General features: G+C 74.9%; 11 protein-coding genes and 1 pseudogene. 6 read left to right on the forward strand and 6 right to left on the reverse strand.

Features of this window, described 5'->3' with window-relative positions; genetic code table 11:
• Positions 1–517 precede the first annotated feature (517 nt).
• A pseudogene (locus tag LPU61_RS16070) lies at positions 518–1636 on the reverse strand (adenylate/guanylate cyclase domain-containing protein); the annotation flags it as partial.
• 188 nt (positions 1637–1824) lie between these two features.
• On the opposite strand from LPU61_RS16070, the gene LPU61_RS16075 reads away from it, so the two are divergent.
• The 5 genes from LPU61_RS16075 to LPU61_RS16095 all read left to right on the forward strand — a co-directional run bounded on the left by LPU61_RS16075 (position 1825) and on the right by LPU61_RS16095 (position 10446).
• On the forward strand, positions 1825–4746 hold the full coding sequence (locus LPU61_RS16075) for a helix-turn-helix transcriptional regulator (protein ID WP_229405363.1): 2922 nt from the start codon (positions 1825–1827) through the stop codon (positions 4744–4746).
• 135 nt (positions 4747–4881) lie between these two features.
• Complete coding sequence (locus tag LPU61_RS16080; RefSeq protein WP_043968872.1) at positions 4882–5652, forward strand: DUF5995 family protein; 771 nt, start codon at positions 4882–4884, stop codon at positions 5650–5652.
• Between the two features lie 101 nt (positions 5653–5753).
• Positions 5754–6503: a phosphotransferase gene (locus tag LPU61_RS16085; protein WP_229405364.1), complete on the forward strand. Its 750-nt coding sequence runs from the start codon at positions 5754–5756 to the stop codon at positions 6501–6503.
• 186 nt (positions 6504–6689) lie between these two features.
• Complete coding sequence (locus LPU61_RS16090) at positions 6690–8738, forward strand: amino acid transporter (protein ID WP_229405365.1); 2049 nt, start codon at positions 6690–6692, stop codon at positions 8736–8738.
• 187 nt (positions 8739–8925) lie between these two features.
• The gene (locus LPU61_RS16095; RefSeq protein WP_229405585.1) at positions 8926–10446 is read left to right on the forward strand and encodes a right-handed parallel beta-helix repeat-containing protein; all 1521 of its coding nucleotides are present in this window, start codon (positions 8926–8928) and stop codon (positions 10444–10446) included.
• 160 nt (positions 10447–10606) lie between these two features.
• Here LPU61_RS16095 and LPU61_RS16100 read toward each other — a convergent pair whose 3' ends face one another.
• The 5 genes from LPU61_RS16100 to LPU61_RS16120 form a co-directional block, all read right to left on the reverse strand.
• Positions 10607–10816 (reverse strand): hypothetical protein, encoded by a 210-nt coding sequence (locus LPU61_RS16100; RefSeq protein WP_043968875.1) that lies wholly within the window; start codon positions 10814–10816, stop codon positions 10607–10609.
• A 203-nt stretch (positions 10817–11019) separates the two neighbouring features.
• Entirely contained in the window at positions 11020–12105 is a 1086-nt protein-coding gene (locus LPU61_RS31745) for a helix-hairpin-helix domain-containing protein (RefSeq protein ID WP_308102567.1), read from the reverse strand.
• Positions 12106–12271: 166 nt separating this feature from the next.
• Positions 12272–13621, reverse strand: a complete 1350-nt coding sequence (locus LPU61_RS16110; protein ID WP_043968877.1) for an NAD(P)/FAD-dependent oxidoreductase — start codon at positions 13619–13621, stop codon at positions 12272–12274.
• Positions 13622–13638: 17 nt separating this feature from the next.
• On the reverse strand, positions 13639–13989 hold the full coding sequence (locus LPU61_RS16115) for a TcmI family type II polyketide cyclase (protein ID WP_043968878.1): 351 nt from the start codon (positions 13987–13989) through the stop codon (positions 13639–13641).
• Positions 13990–14083: 94 nt separating this feature from the next.
• Positions 14084–14893, reverse strand: coding sequence for a BTAD domain-containing putative transcriptional regulator (locus tag LPU61_RS16120; RefSeq protein WP_043968879.1), 810 nt, complete (start codon positions 14891–14893; stop codon positions 14084–14086).
• 422 nt (positions 14894–15315) lie between these two features.
• Here LPU61_RS16120 and LPU61_RS16125 point away from each other — a divergent pair, with 422 nt between their 5' ends.
• A complete protein-coding gene (locus LPU61_RS16125; protein ID WP_043968880.1) occupies positions 15316–15648 on the forward strand; it encodes a TcmI family type II polyketide cyclase in 333 nt (110 codons plus the stop codon).
• Positions 15649–15725: the final 77 nt, after the last annotated feature.

The raw sequence follows: 15725 nt of genomic DNA on the forward strand, positions 1-15725 counted from the left end.
CGACGTCGTACCCGCCCCGCGTCGCGCGACGCAGCAGCCCGCGCGCGGTGAGCCGGCACATGGTCCGCTCGGCGTGGCCCGCCGGCCACCCGAGGGCCCGGTCGACCGTCGCGGCGGCGACCCCCGGGCCCAGCGCGGCGGCGACCATCAGCGCGGCCCGCTCCCGGCCGTCGCAGGCGTCCAGGCCGGCCGCGGCGGTCGCGAGCACCGGCTGCGGCGGCTGCGCCGGGTCCAGGTCGTCGGCCAGGTGCCGCACGTACGCCTCGGCGCGCCCCGGCAAGCCGGCGACCAGCGGCAGCAGCCGGGTCGCCAGGGTCGCCGGCCGCCCGGCCCGGACCAGCAGGCGGCGCAGCAGCCGCCCGGTCTCCACCGCCGCCAGCGGGGGCAGCGGCACCTCGTCGTGCCTGCCCTCGGGGCCGGGGCGGTCGCCGCTCCACTGCGGACGCCGCGTCGTCACCACCGCCAGCGGCACCCGCCGGGCGACGGCCGCCGCGAACAGGGCGCGCAGGAACCGGTCCGTCGCCGGGGCGGCCCGGTCGGCGTCGTCGACCGCCAGCACGACGGGCTGCCGGTCAGCCAGGCGCAGCAGCACCCGCTGCCACACCGCCGCGCCGACCGGCGACGCCCCGTCGAGCAGCCCCTCCAGCGCGACCACCGTGGACAGCGCCCGCCCCGCAGGGACCACGCCGTCGAGCGCCGCCAGCAGCCGTCGGCGTACGGTCGCCGGCGTCTCGTCGGCGCGCAGGCCCGCGAACGCGCGCAGCAGGTCGGCGACGGGCTCCAATGGCCCCTCGGCGCGCGGCGGGCAGGCGGCGGCGTACCAGCGCAGCGGCGCGCCGTCGACGGTGGCGACCGCGCGGCGCAGCTCGTGCAGCACCCGGCTTCGGCCGCTGCCGGCCGCGCCGACCAGCGACAGCCAGCGCGGGTCGCGTTCGCGGGCGGCCCGGACCACCCGGTCCCGGGCGGCGGCGAGCTGCCGGCGGCGGCCGACCAGCCCGCCGTGGTGGCGGACCGGCTCGGGACGGGCGGCACCGACGGCGAGCGCCACGTCCATGGGCAGCGACTTGCCGGCGACGCTCAGCGGGCCCAGTGCCCGGTGGACGATCACCCCGGCGGTGGCGCGGCGGGTGGCCGCGCAGACCACGACGCCGCCGGGCGGGGCGTGTTCCTGGAGGCGGGCGGCGGCGGTGATCACCGCGCCGCTGGCCATGCCGTGCGCGCCGTCGCGGATGGCCGCGACGTCCACCAGCGCCTCGCCGGTGGCGACACCGACCCGCGTGCGCAGGGCCGCGACGCCGGGCAGGGCCCGCCCGTCCAGGGCGCGCTGGATCTCCAACCCGGCCCGCACCGCCCGGTACGCGTCGTGGCCGTCGGACTCGCGGGCCCCGAACAGGGCCATCACGGCGTCGCCGACGTACTTCTCGACCACGCCGCCCCAGCGGGCCAGCACCCCGACGACGGTGTCGAAGTAGGCGCTCTGCAGGGCCCGGACCTCCTCCGGGTCGAGTCGGTCGATCAGCGCGGTCGAGCCGACGATGTCGGCGAAGAGCACGCTGACCGTTCGTCGTTCCTCGGGCACCGGCCAGTCGGCCGGCGTCGACGACTGGGTTCCCGTGACGATCGTGGACATGGGCATCGCACCGCCTTTCCCCCCGCTTGGTGCCTGACGACCTCAGGAGACTCCCACCACCGGTCCGACGGGGGATCGGCAGAACGACGTATGTCGGCCTACCGCAACCTTTAGTCGCAATGTCGACGCGAGGCGTACCAGTGGGGGCGAAGACCCGTAGAACGGTCCGGGGACCTGTGACTAGGCTGCGAACCATGGCCAGCGATGTGGACCTCGCACCACTCGTCGGCCGTGCCGACCACCTCGCGACGCTGCGGTCCGCGCTGCTCGACGGCGTGGGTCCGGGGCAGACGGCGGCGGTGTTCGTCACGGGCGAGAGCGGGGTGGGCAAGACCCGGCTGCTGCGCGAGGCGGGCGACCGGTTCCGCGCCGGGGGCGCGCTCGTGCTCACCGGCACGTGCCTCGACATCGGCGACTCGTCTCCCCTGCATCCGTTGCTGCAGGCGTTGCGGCGCTTCGACGCCGAGCTGACGGCCTCGCACGCACGGACGTCGTCGGCGGTGCGCGGGCTGTTGCAGATGTTCGCCGCCGAGACGGCCGGTCCGGACGGGGCGGGCGCCCTGCTGGAGCGGGTCTCCCGGGGGTTGCACCTGGTGGCGCAGGGGCGCCCGTTGGTGCTGGTGCTGGATGATCTGCAGTGGGTCGACCGCAGCACCCGGCAGTTGCTGCTCTATCTGTTGGCCGGGCTCGGTGACCTGCAGTTGTCGGTGTTGGCGGCGGTGCGGGCGGAGTCGTTGCAGGGCGCGCATCCGTTGCGGCGGGTGTTGACCGAGCTGCGTCGCCTGCGGTCGGTGCGGGTGGTCGACCTCGCCCCGCTGGACCGGGCGGGCACGGAGCAGCTCTCCGCGGCGGTGCTGGGCGGGCCGCTGGGCGCGGAGGCGGCGGAGTCGTTGTGGCAGCGCAGTGGTGGGAACCCGTTCGTGGTGGAGGAGCTGGCGCGGGACCTGCGCGAGGGGCGCGACGGGTTGTCGGAGACGCTGCGGGAGGTGTTCCTGGCCCGGGTGGACGCGTTGCCGCAGGCCGCGCACGCGGTGGTGCACGCGGTGGCGGCCGGGGTGGAGCCGGTGGCGCACTGGCTGTTGGCGGAGGTGACCCGGCTGCCGGAGGGGGAGCTGATCGAGGCGGTGCGGGCGGCGGTGGCGCACCGGTTGCTGGTGGGTGACGACGACGGCTACCGGCTGCGGCACCGGTTGGTGGCGGAGGTGCTCGCCCACGAGCTGCTGCCCGCGGAGCGCTCGGCGCTGCACCGCCGGTACGCGGAGGCGCTCACCATGGCCCCGGCGGAGTTGCACCAGGCGCGGCTGGCGCACCACTGGCGGTTGGCGGGGGAGCCGGCGCGGGCGCTGCCGGCGGCGGTCGCCGCGGCGCAGGAGGCCGAGCGGCTGCACGGCTACGCCGAGGCGCACCGCCACTGGTCGGTCGCCCTGCAACTGGCCGGCCCGCCGGCCGCCGGGGTCGCCCCGGCCGACGGCGGGCTCACTCCCGACCGGGCGGAGCTGCTGCGCCACGCCGCCGAGGCGGCGCACCACTGCGGCGAGCACGCCCGCGCGCTGTCCCTGCTGGAGGAGCTGGCCGACGCCGAGGACGCGCCCCCGGCCTGCGCGTTGCACATCCGGCGGGCCCGCTACCTGGCTGCCGCCGGCCGGTCCGCGCCCGCCGAGGCGGAGTACCGGCGGGCCCTGGCCGCCGCCGACTGCACCTCCCGGGAGCGGGCCACCGCCGCCGCGCACCTGGCCGAGCTGCTGCTGCACCTGGGCCGCTACGCCGACGCCGGAGAGCGGGCCCGGGAGGCCCTGGAGCTGGCCGCCGAGGTGGAGGGGTCCGTCTCCGAGGTGGTGCTGGCCAGCATGGCGCTGGGCTTCAGCGAGGCATACCTGGAGGACCCGGACGCCGGGCTGGCGGTCATGCGGGAGGCCCTCGACACCGCCGAGCGGGCCGGCCGGCCCGAGGACGTGGCGTGCGCCTACCTGCACCTGGCGGAGCTGCTGACCGGGCCGCTGAACATCCTGGAGGAGGGGGTGGTGGTGGCCCGCCGGGGCGCCGAGCGGGTCGCCGAGCTGGGGCTGGGCCGCACGTACGAGACGCGGCTGCTGGCCATCGCCACGAACGGGCTGTTCCGGGTGGGGCAGTGGGCGGAGGCGGAGAAGGTGGTCGCGGCGGCGCTGCGGCACCGCCCGTCGGGCGCGGACGCCGTCGAGCTGCTGCTGGCCCGCTGCCGGCTCTGGGTCGGCTACGGCGACATCGAGGCCGCCGACCGCGACCTGGAGGCCGTCGCCACCGTGCTGGCCGGCGGCGGCGCCCGGCACGTCATCCCGCTGCTGACCCTGCGCGCCGGGCTGGCCATGTGGCAGGGCCGGCACGACCTGGCCCGGCAGGCGGTGCAGCGCGGCCTCACCGAGGTCCGCTCCGACGACGTCGGCATCCTCGCCGCCCTGGTCTGGCACGGGCTGCGCGCCGAGGCCGAGGCGCACGCCGCCCGCGCCAGCGTCGACACCACGGCGGTGCGCCGGCTGCGCGAGGTGGCCGAGCGGGTGGCCCGCAAGAGCGAGCACGCCGCCCGGCCGGTGCGCGACGTCGTCGACGGGTTCCTGGCCCTGTGCGAGGCCGAGGTCAGCCGCCTCGACGGCAGCGACCCGCAGCTGTGGGCCCGCTCGGTGACCGAGTGGGACCGCCGCCACCACCCCTACCCGGCGGCGTACTCGCGGCTGCGGCAGGCCGAGGCGCTGCTGGCCCGCCGCACCCGCACGGCCACCGCCGGCAAGCTGCTGCGCGAGGCGTACCAGGTGGCGCAGGGGCTCGGCGCGGAACCGCTGAGCACCGAGATCCGCACGCTGGCGACCCGGGCCCGGGTGACGTTGGAGGAGCGGGGCGCGTCGGCCGAGGGGCGGTCCGTGGCCGGGGCCGAGCTGTCCGGCGACGAGCTGGCGATGCTGACGGCCCGGGAGCGCGAGGTGCTCGCCGCCGTGGCCGAGGGGCTGACCAACAAGGAGATCGGCCAACGGCTGTTCATCAGCGAACGCACCATCGGCGTGCACGTGTCGCACATCTTCGACAAGCTCCAGGTGCGCACCCGCGTGCAGGCCAGCGCGATCTTCCTGCGCAACCGTCCCGAGTAGATGCTCCACGACGTACGCCCGTCGCCCGTTTATACGTCGTTCTACTGATCCGCCACACGGACCACGGCTGAGAGGCTGTGCCCCGACGCCGCGGCACGGGAATGGCGCGGCGCGCAGGGGGGAGGACGAATGGGGATGGGCGAACCGGTCTGGGGCCCGGTACACCAGGACATCGTGGGGCTGCTCGCCGACCACCCGGCGGACGTGCCGGCGGTGGTCGACCACCTCACCAAGCTCCAGGACCTGCTGGTGCGGCTGCCCCCGCTGGAGCGCAGCTGCCCCCTGGCGGACTTCAACGAGCTGTACCTGACCATCACCACCAGCGTGCTGAACGGCCTGTACGACGACCGCTTCGCCGACCCAGTCTTCCTTGCCCGGCTCGACGTGGAGTTCGCCGCCCGCTACTTCGACGCGCTGCGCTACTGGACGGAGTCCAGCCCGGCCACCCCCCGGGCCTGGGCCTGCCTGTTCCGGCGGATGCGCGGCCCGGACGCCCGGCCGCTGCCGTCGGCCGCGGCCGGCGTGAACGCCCACATCAACTTCGATCTGCCGTTTGCGCTGGTGACCACGTTCGACAGCCTGGAGTCCGAGCCGGTCGACGGCACCGACCAGCACCGCGACTACCTGGAGATCAACCAGATCTTCGCCGAGCGGATCCCGGAGCTGCGACGCGGCTACCTGGACAACTGGCAGCTCATGATCGACATGCTCAACGGCGACATCGACGACTGGTACCAGGGCGAACTGGTCGAGTACACCCGCAACGTGGCCTGGCGCAACGCCCAGAAGATCTGGCGCTGCCGGCACGATCCGGAGGCCCGCGAGTGTGAGCGCGTACGGCTGGACGACAACGCCGCCGCGCTCGGTCGGCTGCTGCTCTCGCCCCTCGGGGCGTTCCTGCAGTAGCCGGGTACGGGGGGTCCCCGCGCTACCGGGGGGGAAGCGCGGGGACACCCCCTGTCCGTAACGAGGTGGCCCGGTGGTGGGCCGGCCGGCAGGATGGCGGGGTGAGCAACCACGAGGAGCCGCTGCCCGGCAACGCCACCGCCGGGGTGGTGCGGGTGGGCGACACCGTCCGCCGGCCGGCCGGCCCGTGGACCGACACCGTCGACGCCCTGCTGGCTCACCTGCACGACGCGGGGTTTCCCGGCGCGCCCCGCCCGCTGGGCCGCGACGACCAGGGCCGCCAGGTGCTGGAGTACGTGCCCGGCGCGGTCGGCGACGTCACCGGCACGTACCCCCTGGGGGAGCTGGCCGAGGTCGGGGCGCTCCTGGCCGACCTGCACCGCGCGGTGGCCGGCTTCGTGCCGCCACAGCCGGCGGTGTGGCAGCGGGTGATCCCGCCGGACCGCGAGGATCTCGTCTGCCACCACGATGCCGCGCCGTGGAACCTGATCCGCTCGCCCCGGGGCTGGGTCCTGATCGACTGGGACTGTGCCGGGCCCGGGTCGCGGCCGTGGGAGCTGGCGTACGCGGCGCAGAGCATGGCCGGGATGCGGGCGGACCGGCCGGTGCCCGAGTCGGCGGCGCGGCTGCGGGCCCTCGTCGACGGCTACGGCCTCGACGGCCCGGAGCGGGCCGAGCTGCCCCGGATGCTCGGTCGACGGGCCCGCGCCATGTACGACCTGCTCGCGGCCGGTGCCCGGGAGGGCCGGCAGCCGTGGGCGCGGATCTGGGTGGACGACGGACCCTACTGGCGGGCCACCGCCGACCACCTCGACGCCCACGTGGCCGCCTGGTGCGCCGCGCTGAGCTGACCGGCCACGGGCCGGCCGGGTCCGCCGCGTCGGGGTTGCCGGCGCCGCAGGGCCGGCCGGGTCCCCGCCGGCCGCGTCGAGCTGCCGGGCCGGCGGTCGTGGACCCGGCCGACCTTCCTCGCCGGTTCGGGCGGAGCGGGCGGCGGGTTGCGCCTACGGTCGGGGCAGGGCGTGGAGGGGGCGCGCATGGCGCAGCGGCGGGACGGCGGGCAGCCGAGGCGGGTCCGGGGCCATCGGCGTGCGACGGCCCCGGGCGACGGGGTGGTGGTGCCGGCCTGCGTCGACCGGGCGACCAGCCCCGAGCAGCCCGCCGGCCGGTTCGGGCGCTGGCTGTTCCAGCACCGGGTGCCGCCCGTCGGGCCGGAGACCGGGGAGGCGCAGGTCCGGGCGCATCCGTGGTGGCAGGTGATGTGCCTGACCGGGGTGGACTACTTCTCCACCCTGTCGTACCTGCCCGGCATCGCCGCGCTGGCGGCCGGGGCGCTCTCCCCGGTGGCGACGCTGCTGATCGTGGCGCTGACCCTGTTCGGGATGCTGCCGATGTACCGGCGGGTGGCCCGGGAGAGCCCGCACGGGCAGGGCTCGGTGGCGATGCTGGAGCGGCTGCTGCCGTTCTGGCGGGGCAAGGTCTTCGTCCTCGTCCTGCTCGGCTTCGTGGCCACCTCGTGGATCATCACGATCACGCTGTCCGCCGCCGACGCCACTGTCCACCTGCTGGAGAACCCGTACCTGCCGGCGTCGTTCCCGCGCGGCACCCTCGCCGCGGTGGCGGTGACCGTGCTGCTGCTGCTGGTTCTCGGCGGGGTCTTCCTGCTCGGGTTCCGTGAGGCGGTGACGGTGGCCGTGCCCCTGGTGGTGGTCTTCCTGGGGCTGAACGCGGTGATCGTCGCGGCGGGCGTGGCGGCGATCGTGGCGGACCCGGCCACGCTGGGGGACTGGACCGCCGCCCTGACGGCCGGCGGCGGTGGGGTCGCCGGCCTGCTTGGTCCGGCGGTGCTGGCGTTCCCGCTGCTGGTCCTGGGCCTGTCGGGTTTCGAGACCGGGGTGAGCATGATGCCGCTGGTGCGCGGTGACGGCCCGGACGCCGAGCGTCGGCTCGCCGCCCGGATCCGCAACACGCGCCGGTTGCTCGCCGCCGCCGCGTTGATCATGTCGGTGTACCTGGTGGCCACGACCCTCGTCACCACCGTGCTGATCCCCGCGCGGGAGTTCCGGCCGGGCGGAGCGGCCAACGGCCGGGCGCTGGCGTGGCTGGCGCACGAGCGGCTCGGCGAGGCGTTCGGCACGGTCTACGACGTCAGCAGCGTGCTGATCCTCTGGTTCGCCGGCGCCTCGGCGATGGCCGGTCTGATCAACATCGTGCCGCGCTACCTGCCCTCGTACGGGATGGCGCCGGAGTGGGGCCGGGCGGTGCGCCCCGTGGTGATCGTCTACACGCTGATCAGCGTCTTGATCACCGTGGCCTTCCGCGCGGACGTCAACGCCCAGGCCGGCGCGTACGCGACCGGGATCCTGGCGATGATGGTCTCCGCCTCGGTGGCGGTGACGATCGCGACGGCCCGGGCCCGCCACCGGTTCGCGGCGGTCGGCTTCGCCGTGCTCACCGTCGTCCTGCTCTACGCCCTCACGGAGAACGTGGTCGCCAAGCCGGACGGCATCGCCATCTCCGGCATGTTCATCGCGGGCATCATCGGCGTCTCGCTGATCTCCCGGGTCACCCGCACCACGGAGCTGCGCGCCGACCGGATCGAGTTCGACGACGCCGCGCGCCGGTTCGTCGCCGAGTCCCTCGCCCACGACGGGCGGCTGCACCTGATCGCCAACAAGCGCGACAGCGGGGCGGTGAAGGAGTACACGGTCAAGGAACGCGCGCAGCGCGGCATGAACCCGGTCCCGGGTGCCGCCGACGTGCTGTTCCTGGAGGTCGACGTGGTCGACCCGTCGGAGTTCAGCCGGGTGCTGCGGGTGCACGGGGTGGAGGTCGGCGGCTATCGGGTGCTGCGGGCGGCCAGCCCGGCCGTGCCGAACGCGATCGCCGCGATCCTGCTCGCGCTGCGCGACGCCACCGGGGTCCGCCCGCACGCGCACTTCGAGTGGTCCGAGGGCAACCCCATCGCCCACCTGCTGCGCTATCTGATCCTCGGGCGCGGCGACACCCCGCCGGTGGTGCGGGAGATCATCCGCAAGTCGGAGCGGGACCCGTCGCGCCGCCCCGGCATCCACGTCGGCGGCTGAGCGGCGGGGGACCTCCCCGGGGCCGATCGAATCACCCTCTTGACGTGAATCATACGTTTATTCACGTACGCCTGACTTGCCCGTTTCCTCTCCGTATCGTGACCTTCGGTGGCCCCCGCGAGGTACGCCACCCGGCGCCCCGTTCCGGTGCCGCCGCGTCATTTCGTGCAGGAGAGGCAGGACCGTGATGTTCACGTACCAGGGCAACCGGCGAGCGACGCCCAGCAGGCGACGGTCCCGGTGGTTCTTAGCCGGCGGCGTGGTGGCCGGCAGCCTGGTGGTCGGTGCGGCCGGTGTCACCGGCGTCGCCGCCCTGGCCGCCGACCGCGCTCCCGGCGTCACCGACCAGGGGCAGCAGGCGGCGGCCGTGCGCGACGACGGCCCCGACGGGGGGCGGTGGACCGACGAGGGCGCCCCGGGCGGTCCCCGCCGGCCCGAGGGCAAGCCGGACGGGCCGGGCACGCACCGGCCGCCGCTGCTCACCGTGCCCTGCGACTCGGCCCGGCTCGTCGCCGCGCTCGTGCAGGCCAACGCGGAGGGCGGGGCGACGGTGCGGCTCGCGCCGAAGTGCACCTACACGCTCAGCCACGCCTTCCAGCAGCCCGACGAGTACGACGGCGGCATCCGCGACGCCCGGGAGGCCGCCGACGCCGCCGAGACCCCCGGGGACGCCGAACTGCCGCCGCGCCAGCCGGGCGACGACAACAGCGGCCTGCCGGTGATCTACCAGGCGATCACCGTCGAGGGTTCCGGGGCGACCATCGCCCGGGGCGAGAACGCCGAGACCTTCCGCTTCTTCACGGTGCGCGACGGCGGCGAGCTGACACTGCGCGACGTCACCCTGCGCAACGGCCGGTCCACCTCGGAGGGGGGCAGCGTCCACGTCGTGCACGGGGCCACGGCCGTCCTCGAACGCACCACGGTCGTCGGCAGCACGTCCGTCTCGCCGAAGGAGGGCGGCGGCGGGGTCTTCAACGACGGCAACATGGTGGTCCGCGAGAGCCGGTTCGTCGGCAACTCGGCCGCCGGCGCCGAGGGCAAGGGCGGCGGCATGCTCAACGGCGGCGTGCTGACCATGACGAAGACCGAGTTCCGCGACAACAGCGCCAACGGCTACGGCGGTGGGCTCGCCAACTACCGGGGCGCGGCCGACGTCGCCACCACCATCCTCGCGCACAACATCGCCGGGCAGGGCGGCGGCCTGGCCAGCTTCTCGGCCCGGACGAAGGTCGAGGACACCCGGGTCGTGGACAACACCGCCAAGATCGGCGGCGGCATCGCCAACTCCGACGCGGTGCTGGTCCTGCGCGGCCTGGTCGTGCAGGGCAACACCGCCAGCGGCAACGGCGGGGGCATCTCCAGCGTCCAGGGCCTGCTGCCGATGGACGACAGCGTCGTCAGCGGCAACCACGCCCGGGGCAACGGCGGCGGCATCTTCGCCGACCGCTCCAACACGCTGGTACGCACCAGCGAGGTGAGCGGCAACGCCGCGGTCGGCGCGAAGTCCACCGGCGGCGGCATCTACACCGTCGCCGGGCAGCTCTCGCTGTTCAAGAGCAAGGTGGTCGACAACAGCGCGACCCTGCCCCCGGGTGGGATCTTCGCCGACCGGGCCCAGGTCAGGATCGACGACGCCAGCGTCGTCATCGAGAACCGGCCCACCAACTGCGTGGGCAGCAAGGTCACGATCGCCCACTGCTTCCGCTGACCCACGCTCTCGGCTCGCCCCGCTCGACGCGCACCGCTGCAGATCTTGGACGGTTCGTGTTCGCTCCTGACGGCAACTGTCCAAGAAGCTCGCAGCAGACGCGAAGCGAAAGCGGCCCGCCCCCGCAAGGGGGCGGGCCGCTCGTGCCGTGCCGCCCGTCCTACTTGGACGGCTCGGGAAGCTCGCAGTCGACCTTCGGGTTGGCGCCGATGTAGTTCAACGGCCCGGCGACGATGGTCACCAGGATGGTGCCCGCCTCGGCGCAGTTCGTGTCGTCGCCGTTGTAGTAGCCCCGCTGTCCAGCGGCGATGGCGCCGATGACCAGCCAGATGACAAGGATGATTCCCAGAATCGACGGGCCGCGCCGCATGGCTTCCTCCCGGGTAGTGGTGTTTTCGAGGTGAGCCCGATGTACCCAACCGCCACGAGCGGCTAAACGGCCGCTGCCCCGTCCGCACCTGCACGGACGGGGCAGCGATGTCGGCGGCACGCGGGGATCCCGGTGTCACCCGGAGCGTGGCCCGCAACCCGCTGGCCAGCCCCGACTGGTGCTACGCCTGCGGGGCGGCCCCGTCAGGCGTCGGCGCCACCCGCCGGGAGCACCCGGTCGGCCTCGGCCGGCGCGCCGGCGAGGACCTTGGCCTGCTGGGGCCACGTGGCCAGGCTGGGCGCGGCCCGCAGGCCGGCGGCGCGGATCGTCTCCCGCAGGGCCGCCTCGTCGAGGTCGGCGAGCTGCCGGTAGGTGCGGATGCCGGCGTCCTGGAGCGCAGCGGCCATCTTCGGGCCGATGCCCTGGATGCGACGGAAGTCGTCGGCCGACCCGGTGGTCGCCGCCCCGGCGGCGACCGGCGCGGGCTCGGGCTCGACCGGGGCGTCCTGCGCCTCGGACCCGTCGGCGGTCGGCGGCAGGGCGTCGTCGACCGGGGTACGCGGCGCGGGGACGACGGGCGTCGCGGCCCCGGCTGCGGGCTCCGACACGGGCTCGGCCGGCAGGACGGGCTCGGCCGGCGCGCTCTCGGCCACCGGCGGGACGGCCTCGGCCTCCGCCACCGGCGGGACCTGCGCGGTCTCCACCGGCTCGACAGCCCTGGCCACCGGCTCGGCGTCCGCGGTCTCCGCCGCCGGCTCGGCGGGCGTCACGTCCACCGGCTCGGCGGGCGTCGTGTCCGTCGGCTCGTCGGGGGTCGCGGCGACCGGCTCGGCGGGCGTCACGGCGACGGGCTCGGTGGGGGTCGTGTCCGTCGGCTCGGCGGGGGTCGCGGCGACCGGCTCGGGCTCCGTCACCGTCGCCGGCTCCGGGGCGTCGACGGTGGTGGGGGCGTCGGCGGAGGAGGCAGGGGCGGTGGGGGTGAAGGCGGCCGGGTCGGCGTCGCCGAGGACCCCACCGGTCGGGGTGGGGGAGGCGGTGTCCGGGGTCGGCTGGTCGAGGACGGCGACCGGGGCCGACGCCGGCGCGACGGTCGCCTCCGGCCGCTGCTCGTCGACGGTGGCCTCGGGGGCGGGGCTGGACACCACCGCCACACCGGCGACCGGGTCACCCTCCACGATGGGCGTCGCGCCGGAGGGCGTCTCCTGCCGGCCACGCAGCGCCCATCCGGCCGCCGCACCCACCAGCAGTGCCAGGATCACGATCAGCCATTGCCCGAAACTCGACGGCACGGCGAACCTCCCTCTTTGAGAGCATCGGTGAAAAGTCGCGAGAAAAATCCGTCGCAGCTTCGCACACGTGCCGTGTCGGCGACAGGGAGGTCCGGTGGCTTCCGGTGCTGGTGGGGCACTTCGAACCCGGGGTGGCGCCGGGGTTACCGAGAGTGAGACGACGTCCTCAGTCCTCCTCGCCGCGATAGGTGTAGAAGTCGTCGACGAACTTGCGCCGCAGCCGGGGCACCCGACTGGTGATGCCGAAGTAGCCGCGCGCCCCGAGCAGCGCGAGCCGCCCGATCACCGGACGGTAGATCCGGTCGTCGCCGCTGGTGCCGCTGCGGTGCAGCGAGTCGTGCACGCGGGCGAACCCGTACGGCAGCATGGCGGCCTCGTAGTCGGCGACGGCCTGCACCAGGGTCTTCTCCCCGGCGGCGGCCAGCCTGACCTGCCGGCAGAGCAGGGCGGCGTCGCGCAGGGCGGTGTTCGCGCCGACCCCGCGCCCCGGGGTCATGGTGTGGATGGCGTCGCCGAGCAGGGTGACGGTGCTGCTCTTCCAGGCCGGCACGGGCTCGGAGGTGGACACCCTGATGGGCAGGGCGCTGCCGGGGTCGCTGCGGGCCAGCAGTTCCCGCAGGTGGGGGTGCCAGTTGCGGGTGAGTTCCTGGGCGATCCGGACGAGGTCCTCGCCGCGGCGGGTCATGACGTCGGCGGGGAACCGGCGGGCCGTGCTCCAGATGATGAAGTTGATGTTGTCGCGGGTGGTGTCGTGGCGCAGGCCGGGCCAGCGGCGCAACAGGTCGGCGTCGGCGGCGGCGACGCCGAGCTTGACGTCGCCGTTGCGGTCCCACTTGAACTCCATCACGTGCAGCACGCCCATCGTCCCGCCCGCGCCGAAGACCAGCGAGATGCCCTGCGCGACGCGTTCGGGCAGCAGCGAGCGGGTGTGTTCGGTCAGCGGGATCCGGGTGGCGATGTTGATGGTGCCGGCGTCGCGGATCACCGCGTGCGGCAGGTACTGGCGGCGGACGGCGGAGTGCGTGCCGTCGGCGGCGACCAGCAGGTCGCCGGTCGCCGTGGTGCCGTCGGCGAAGTGCGCGGTGACCGTGCCGTCGTCGCGCTGGTCGTAGTGGGTGAACGTCTTGCCGAACTCGACGGCGTCCTCCAGGCCGGTGAGCAGGACCTGGCGCAGGGTCATCCGGGCGACCGAGCGTTCGGTGCCGACGTCGTCGGTGTCCGGGCGCAGCGGAAACGAGGCGGTCTGCCGCAGTCGCTCGGTGACGACGTTGAAGTAGCGGGGGCCGCGGGCGCAGGTGACGGCGAAGATGTCGAACAGCTCCGGCGGGAGGCACTCCCGCAGCGCCCTGCTGCCGGTGGGTCCGATGCCGACCCGGTAACCGAGCAGCCCGTCGGCGCGGGTGGTGTGCCGTTCGTGGACGGAGACGCCGATCCCGGCCCGGCGCAGCCCGTGGGCCAGGCAGAGGCCGCCGGTGCCGGCCCCGATGATCACCACGTGCGGTGGGTTGGCCACCATGGTCGCGGCCCTCCCGCTCAGCCGGCCGTGCCGGTGGCACCGACCGACGAGGTGGCGTCCCAGCTGTAGAAGCAGCCGGCGATCGCGTCGCGCGGCGAGCGCCAGGTCGGCAGGTACGGCGAGGTGTGCGCGGAGAGCCGCTCGTTGACCTGGAGGTAGAGCGGGTGGTTGCGGGCCGCGGCGAGGGCGTCGGCGTCGACGTCGGCGGTCTCCATCAGGTGTACGCACAGGTCGTGCAGGCAGTACAGGGAGCGGTGCCGGACGCCGGTGAGGCCCGGCAGCTCCGTCGCGTCGGACTCGGCGAAGATCTGCGCCACGCGTCCCTCCGCGCCGGGGATGATCCTGCTGACGATCAGTAGACGACTCATGGGTCCCTCCCGCCGGCGGTGCTCCTGGATCAAGGTCGGGCGACCGTGGCACCGCTTCTGCGACCACCATGCCGACCGATCTGTCACGTTGCCGTCACCGTGGGTGTGTTTGCGGTGACGCGCCCGGCCTGCGCGGCTCGGGGGGCGTCGGGCGGCTGGCCTGCCGGATGGGCGCGAGCGTGTCGTGCAGCAGGGCGGTCATCGCCGGGGACGGCTCCAGGCGCAGTTCCCGCAGGAGCAGGTCGCGGTAGGCGTAGAAGGCGTGCACGGCCTCGAAGACGTTGCCCTCGGCGAGGTGGACGCGCACCACCAGCCGGTGCGGGGTCTCGCGCAGTGGTTCCGCCGCCATGGCCTCCAGCGCGGCCTCCAGGGCCTCGCCGTGCCGTCCCGCCGCGAGGTGGTTGCGGGCCACCTGTTCGAGCATGTGCAGCCGCAGTTGACGCAGGCGTTCCCGTTCCAGCAGCACCCAGTCGTCGTACCAGCCGGGGAGCAGGTCGTGCCGGCCGGCGGTGAGGGCGGTGCCGGTGCTGCCGGGGTCGTCGCCGTCGCGGACGCGGGCGGCGGTGCTGGTCAGGTCATCGACGTCGAGCCGTACGCGGGGGTCGAGGCGGGTGGTGTCGCCGGTGGCGACCAGGGGGCAGCACGGGTCCTGGCGCAGCCGCCACAGCGCGGTACGCAGCGAGGACAGCGCCCGTTCCTCCGGTGCCTCGGGCCAGAGCAGGCCGGCGAGGTGGCTGCGGGTGGCGCCGGGGCGCAGCCCGATGAGCGCGAGGACCCGTTGCAGGCCGCGCGGCACGACGACGGGGGTCTCGTCGTGCAGCAGGCGGAAGCCGCCGAGCAGGTGCAGCGAGACGTCCGGGGTGGGGCCGCCGCCCGTGGTCGGCGTGGGCGGATCAGCGGTCACGGCGGCACCCCCTGCACCGGACCTCGTCCGGACTCCTCGTGCGTCCCGGCGCGCTCGCCCGGGGGCGCCACTGTCTCCGGTGGCGTCACGCGGCGCGGCTCGGGCGTCGCGACCGCCGGGCTGGCCCGCTCGAAGATTAACAACAGTGATTACGGTGAGTCAACATGGGGTTGGGTGTGGCTGCTGCCATCGTGGACGGCAAAGTGCCCGCCAACTGCGAATATTTGTCGCCATCGGGGTCGCCTTCTCAGGCGGAGCATGGATTGTCCACAGGATTCATCAACGCAGCGTCACTGTCGGTCGTGTCGGGGGGTGGGCCGGCGGTGACGCCTCGGTGACGGCGGTGCGCGCACCGTGGCGGCAGTCGTCCCGCGTGACGGCGAGTTCACGCCGCGCCGCTGCGCGCCCGAGGGAGGCAGTCCATGGATCGTTCGCTGATCGTCGCCAAGGTGGCACCCGACGCCGAGGAGCGGGTCGCCGAGATCTTCGCCGAGTCCGACGCGACGGAGCTGCCGCACCTGGCCGGGGTCCGGCACCGGTCGCTGTACCGGCTGGGTGACCTCTACGTCCACCTGCTGGAGACCGAGCGGCCGGGGGAGACGGCGGTGGAGGGCATCCGGGAGCACCCCGAGTTCGCCCGGGTCAGCGCGCGGCTGCAGCCGTACGTCTCGCCGTACCTGCCGACCTGGCGCTCGCCCCGGGACGCCATGGCGCGCTGCTTCTACCGCTGGGACCACGGCGGGCGGCGGCCGTGACCCCCACCGTCGGCGGGCGGGTGTGGCCGCGCTGCGCCGGATGCGCCGCACCGGACGACGGGAGGAGTCCCGTTCGC

Origin of the sequence: Micromonospora sp. NBRC 110038 (assembly GCF_020884815.1) — a bacterium.
Classification (GTDB): Bacteria; Actinomycetota; Actinomycetes; order Mycobacteriales; family Micromonosporaceae; genus Micromonospora; species Micromonospora haikouensis.

Coding starts and splice junctions, on each gene's coding strand:
- LPU61_RS16080 (WP_043968872.1), top strand. CDS start 4,882: ATGGGCGAACCGGTCTGGGGCCCGGTACACCAGGACATCGTGGGGCTG.
- LPU61_RS16090 (WP_229405365.1), top strand. CDS start 6,690: ATGGCGCAGCGGCGGGACGGCGGGCAGCCGAGGCGGGTCCGGGGCCAT.
- LPU61_RS16115 (WP_043968878.1), bottom strand. CDS start 13,989: ATGAGTCGTCTACTGATCGTCAGCAGGATCATCCCCGGCGCGGAGGGA.
- LPU61_RS16075 (WP_229405363.1), top strand. CDS start 1,825: ATGGCCAGCGATGTGGACCTCGCACCACTCGTCGGCCGTGCCGACCAC.
- LPU61_RS16095 (WP_229405585.1), top strand. CDS start 8,926: ATGTTCACGTACCAGGGCAACCGGCGAGCGACGCCCAGCAGGCGACGG.
- LPU61_RS16110 (WP_043968877.1), bottom strand. CDS start 13,621: ATGGTGGCCAACCCACCGCACGTGGTGATCATCGGGGCCGGCACCGGC.
- LPU61_RS16100 (WP_043968875.1), bottom strand. CDS start 10,816: ATGCGGCGCGGCCCGTCGATTCTGGGAATCATCCTTGTCATCTGGCTG.
- LPU61_RS16125 (WP_043968880.1), top strand. CDS start 15,316: ATGGATCGTTCGCTGATCGTCGCCAAGGTGGCACCCGACGCCGAGGAG.